Consider the following 5150-nt stretch of genomic DNA (forward strand, 5'->3'; position numbering starts at 1 on the left):
CGCGCCGCCAGCCGACGTCACCGCGCCGCCCCCGCGCCCCCGCCGTCCCGCCGCGCTCGCCGCGCTCGCCGCCGCGACGCTCGGCGCCGTCGCGGCGGTAGCGGCGCTGCTGGCGATCGCGCTCCCGTTCGCGGCCGAGCGCGAGACGACCGACGCCGCCGCCAGCTGGGTCGACGATCCCGGCGACGCGCTCGCGCGGCTCGACCGCGCCGCCTCACTCAACCCGCTGAGCGCCAGAGCCTCCCTGACCGCGGGCGTGATCGAGCTGGAGCTGGGCCGCCCGCGTGCCGCCCGCGCCCGCTTCGACGAGGCGATCGCGCGCGATCCCGGCGACTGGTTCTCGCACTTCGGCCGCGCGCTCGCCGAGACGACGCTCGGGGATCGCGCCGCGGCCCGCGCCGATCTCACGCGCGCCCGCGCGTTGAGCCCCGCGGAGCCTCTCGTCGCAGAGGCGCTGACGCGGCTGGACGGGGGCGACCCGCTCTCGTACACCGAGGCGTTCACGAGACTTCGACAAGATGTTCAAGACCTGACCGGCTCGCCCTGACGCCGCCCGCGCGGCGTAGCGAGGCGGTATGAGCCCGGCCCATTGGTTGTAGCGGCGGCGCGACCGTGCTACTTTGAGGCGCAATTCGCCACTATCGCAAGCAATAAGTAGGTTTGAGGCGCAACGGGCGCTTCGGGCCGGCCAATACAAGGATGGGAAGGATTGGTTCGATGAAGCGACTGGCCTTGATCTTGGCTGTTGTCGCCGTCGCCTTCACTGCGACTGCCCCGGCGTATGGGGCCAGCGCGACGGGCGACGCATACGGAGGAAACGGTGGCGGAATCCTCGGGGCCGTTGAGCAGGGTGGTGGAGGCAACGCCGGTGGCGGTGCCAGCACTCCGGCTCCCGCCCAGGTGCAGGTGGCCTCTTCCGAGAGCACCCTGCCCTTCACGGGGCTTGACCTCGGCCTGCTGGCGATCGGCGGCATTGCGCTCGTCGGCGTCGGTGTTGGTCTGCGCCGCTTCGCGCGGCCGCTGAGCTGATTCCGCAGGACTGAAGCGACCGGTCGGAGCATCCGCCGGACGCGACTGGTCTGAGCGAGTGGGGCCGACGTGCGACCGGCACGTCGGCCCCGCCGCTTCTCCGTGCCCGCACAGCGGTGTTCCGGCTGGTGCCGCGAGCACCTACCGCCCGCCTCATGCGCGCGCATCCGCCATCAACCGGTGATTCGACTCAACCTCCCACGCGTTTCTGCCGAAGAGCTTTTCAGAGGTCCGTGGCCACCACAATCGCCGAACAGCTTCGCGACGCGCTTGCCCAACCGGCTCCCGCCGTCGATGCGACGCACCGTCGTAAGTTGATCCGCCAGAAGCGCGTGCGGATGTATCGGATCGCCGACTCGGCGATGCTGATGCTCGCCATCACGACGGCGGTCCTCGCCTCCCCGGGCCAGACGACCACGTCGGACTTCCTCTGGGGCGCCGGCTACGCGCTGCTGACGCTGCTGATCCTCGAGGCGCGCGGCTTCTACGGGCTGCGGCTGCACCAGTCGCCCGTCGACATGATCGCGCGCGTCTTCGCCGCGACCTCGATCGCCGCGATGGTGCTGACCTTCAGCCACGCGATCATCGACAACGAGCCGCAGATAGCCCAGCAGACGCTGCGCCTGTGGGTCTTCGCGCTCGTCTTCCTCGGCGCCGGCCGGCTCGGCATCACCTTCGACCGCGCTCGCGCGCTGCGCCGCGGCGAGACGGGGCTCAACACCCTGATCGTCGGCTCGGGCAGCGTCGGCCACCTGATCGCGCAGCGGCTCGTCGCCCGCCCGGAGCTGGGCCTGCGGCCCATAGGCTTCCTCGACAAGGAGCCGCTGATCGACAACACCGAGGAGAGAGACGGCCTGCCGGTCCTCGGCGCCAGCTGGGATCTGCAAGAAGTCGTGCAGCGATACAACGTCGAGCAGGTGATCGTGACCTTCTCGACCGCCCCCCACGCCGTGATGCTCAACCTGATCCGGCGCTGCCGCGAGCTGGGCGTCGAGGTCGTCGTCGTGCCGCGCCTGTTCGAAGAGGTCAACAACCGCGTCGAGGTCGAGCACCTCGGTGGCGTGCCGCTGCTGCGCGCCGCGACGGTCGACCCGAAGGGCTGGCAGTTCGCCTTCAAGTACGCGCTCGACCGCATCATCGCCGGGCTCGGCCTGATCGCGATCTCGCCGCTGCTGGGAATGCTCGCGCTCGCCGTCCGCCTCAGCTCGCCCGGCCCGATCTTCTACCGCCAGCGCCGCGTCGGCCTCGACGGGCGCGAGTTCGACATGCTCAAGTTCCGCTCGATGCGGGTCGCGGAGTCGAGCGACGACTTCGTCCCGCAGGGCGGCATGGCCCCCGGCGGCGTCGAGGGCGTCGACCGCCGCACGCGCGTCGGCGAGTTCCTGCGGCGGACCTCGCTCGACGAGCTGCCGCAGCTCGTCAACGTGCTGAGAGGCGAGATGTCGCTCGTCGGCCCGCGCCCGGAGCGGACCCGCTTCGCGCGCTCGTTCGAGCAGCACGTCTACCGCTACGGCGACCGCCACCGGGTCAAGTCCGGCCTCACGGGCTGGGCCCAGGTGCAGGGCCTGCGCGGCCAGACCTCGCTCGCCGACCGCGTCGAGTGGGACAACTACTACATCGAGAACTGGAGCCTCTGGCTCGATCTCAAGATCGCCCTGATGACCGTTCCGGCGCTGCTCGGGCGTCAGTCGGTCGAGTAGGAGCCGCGAGCGCGCGCCGTCCGCCGGCGCGCGCAGCCGTCCGCCGCTCTTGCGAGCGGGAGACGGCTGCTGCGAAGGAAGTGGACCGTGCACCCTCCGTCGAGACGGGTTCTCGGGCGCTGACGCCGTCGGATGACTCCGGTCAGGCGCTCCCGCAACGCATGCCGGTGACCGTTTAAGGCTGCTTCCTTCCGGACCTGACCTGGTTCACGGGTCGACATCGCGCGGGACCTGGCCATCGACGCCACCGAGCGACGCGCTGACCCCGAGAGCCTGCGTCCCTCGAAAGGGAATTCAGCTCTGCTAGAGCGGATTGCAGATGCAGGGCACCGCTACCTCCCCGCCTAGCACGGTCCGCCGCTGACTATACCGCCGCAGCGATCACGGCGGCGAGCTGCGCGCGGAACTGCTCGCGGCCGAAGCGGCGGGCGTTGCGGCGCGGCGCCTCAGGGTCGAGCGTCAGCGCCTCGAAGCGCTCGATCGCGGCCGCCAGGCTGGCCGGCGTCTGCTCCTCGAACAGGACGCCGGTCTCGCCGTCACGGACCGTCTCGCGCGCGCCGCCGACGCCGTAGGCGATCACCGGCAGCCCCGCCGCCTGCGCCTCGACCGGGACGATCCCGAAGTCCTCCTCGCCGGGGAACAGCAGCGCCCGCGCGCCGCCGAGCAGCGCGTCGCGGTCGGCGTCGGAGACGCGGCCGAGGAAGTCGGCGGAGCTGCGCGGACCGGCCGCGGCGCGAACCGCCTCCAGCGCGCGGCCGCCGCCGGCGATCTTGACGCGGCGGTCGAGCAGGTCCCCCGCGGCGACGGCGAGGTCGACGCGCTTGTACGGCACGACGCGGCCGAAGACGAGGTAGAAGTCATCGGCCGCGCGCTCCAGCCCGAGGTAGTGGTCGACGTCGACCGGCGGATGGACGACGTGCGCCTCGCGGCCGTAGAAGCGCTCGATCCGAGCAGCGACGTACGCCGAGTTGGCGACGAAGACGTCGGGCCGCGCGGCGCCGGCGAGGTCGTCCTTGCGCAGCTTGCGCAGCAGCGGCGGCAGCGCCAGCCGCATCGCGCGGCCGATCTCCTCCCCGGCGAGGAACTCCGGCTCCCACGCGTAGCGCATCGGCGTGTGGCAGTAGCAGACGTGCAGCGTGCCGGGCGGGGTGTGGACGTTCTTGGCGTTGGCGTGGCTGCTGGAGAGGACGAGGTCGAAGCCGGAGAGGTCGAACGACTCGAAGGCGCGGTTCATCAGCGGCAGCAGCTTCGGGTAGTTGGCCGTCGCGCCGGGGATGCGGTTGAGGAACGAGGCGTGGACGGGACGCTGCGTGATGATCGGCGGCCACGGTGCCGGGTCGTAGACGGAGGTGAACAGCTCCGCGTGCGGGAACATCTCCAGCAGCTGGACGACGACGTCCTCGGAGCCGCCGGGGATCGTCAGCCAGTCGTGCACGACCGCGACGCGCGGGAAGCGCTCGCGCAGCTCGGCGAGCAGGTCGGTGGCCGGCGCGACGCCGGCGGGCGGCTGCGGCTGCTCGCTCACGCGACCCCCTCCCCGCTGCGCCGCACCGCCGCGAGGAAGTCGTCCCACCGGGCAGCGTGCGGCGCGATCAGCTCCAGCAGCCGCTCCAGCTCCTCCCAGCCGGCGTCGGACTCCCAGCCCCAGTGCAGGACGATCGGCGTCCACAGCCCGTCGCGCGCGGCGAGCGAGCGCTCAGCCGCCGGCAGCACCTCGCGCGCGTGGCCGTAGAGCGGCGCGTAGCCCGGCAGGTGGACGGCGTCGTGGAACCAGACGGGCGAGCGACGGAAGCCGATCGTCCCGATCGACTCCGGGCCGCCGCAGACGACGGCGAAACGCTCTGCCAGCAGCGCCAGGTGGGCGGCGTCGAAGCGGTTGTACGGCGGCACGAAGATCTCCGGCTCGACGCCGTGGGCGGCGAGCTGCGCGAGCGCGTCGTCGAGCAGCGCCTCGGCGTCGGCCGGCGCCAGCCCACACAGCTCGGAGTGTCTGCGCGGGGCCTCGAAGCGGGTGCGGTGGTCGCGGCCGTGCAGCGCGATCGTGACGTCGTCGGCAGCCGTCAGCTGCGCGAGCTGCGCCAGCTCAGCGGCGTCGAGCGGACGCGAGCGCGTCTCCTGCGGCGACAGCGGCGCTCTGCTGAGACGCGGGGTGACGGCGATCAGGTACGGCACGCGCGCGGCGCTCATCAGCGCGTGGAAGCGGGCGAAGCGCTCGCCCCCGAAGCGCTCCGGCTCCTCCCACGCCTGGTAGTGGGGGAACTCGTCGACGCGCACGAGGAAGCGCGGCGGCGCGGCGGCCGCGTCGCCCAGGACCGCGCGGCGCGTCTGGCCCAGCGGGCGCGCGACCGCCCGCTCCCAGTCGAGCCGGCCGAGCTTGCGCGCGACGTCCTGCGCCAGCCGCAGGCGCGGCCGCGGCACCGG

5 protein-coding genes and 1 other RNA gene are annotated in these 5150 nt (G+C 72.5%); 3 read left to right on the top strand and 3 right to left on the bottom strand.

Going from position 1 to position 5150, the window contains the following annotated elements:
* From R7226_RS30865 to R7226_RS30875, 3 genes are all read left to right on the top strand, one after another.
* Positions 1–547: tetratricopeptide repeat protein (locus R7226_RS30865; RefSeq protein ID WP_318601385.1), on the top strand; the 547-nt coding region annotated here is incomplete at its 5' end.
* A gap of 170 nt (positions 548–717) precedes the next feature.
* Positions 718–1029: a hypothetical protein gene (locus R7226_RS30870; RefSeq protein ID WP_318601386.1), complete on the top strand. Its 312-nt coding sequence runs from the start codon at positions 718–720 to the stop codon at positions 1027–1029.
* A 314-nt stretch (positions 1030–1343) separates the two neighbouring features.
* Positions 1344–2729, top strand: a complete 1386-nt coding sequence (locus tag R7226_RS30875; RefSeq protein WP_318601387.1) for a sugar transferase — start codon at positions 1344–1346, stop codon at positions 2727–2729.
* A gap of 85 nt (positions 2730–2814) precedes the next feature.
* Here the strand turns inward: R7226_RS30875 and ffs are convergent.
* From ffs to R7226_RS30890, 3 genes are all read right to left on the bottom strand, one after another.
* Positions 2815–3082: signal recognition particle sRNA large type (gene ffs / locus R7226_RS30880), an RNA gene on the bottom strand.
* Positions 3083–3093: 11 nt separating this feature from the next.
* A complete protein-coding gene (locus R7226_RS30885) occupies positions 3094–4254 on the bottom strand; it encodes a glycosyltransferase (protein ID WP_318601388.1) in 1161 nt (386 codons plus the stop codon).
* A partial coding sequence (locus tag R7226_RS30890; protein WP_318601389.1) for a DUF2334 domain-containing protein occupies positions 4251–5150 on the bottom strand: 900 nt, incomplete at its 5' end. The genes R7226_RS30885 and R7226_RS30890, both read right to left, overlap by 4 nt.

Source organism: Conexibacter stalactiti (genome assembly GCF_033542075.1).
Classification (GTDB): domain Bacteria; phylum Actinomycetota; class Thermoleophilia; order Solirubrobacterales; family Solirubrobacteraceae; genus Conexibacter; species Conexibacter stalactiti.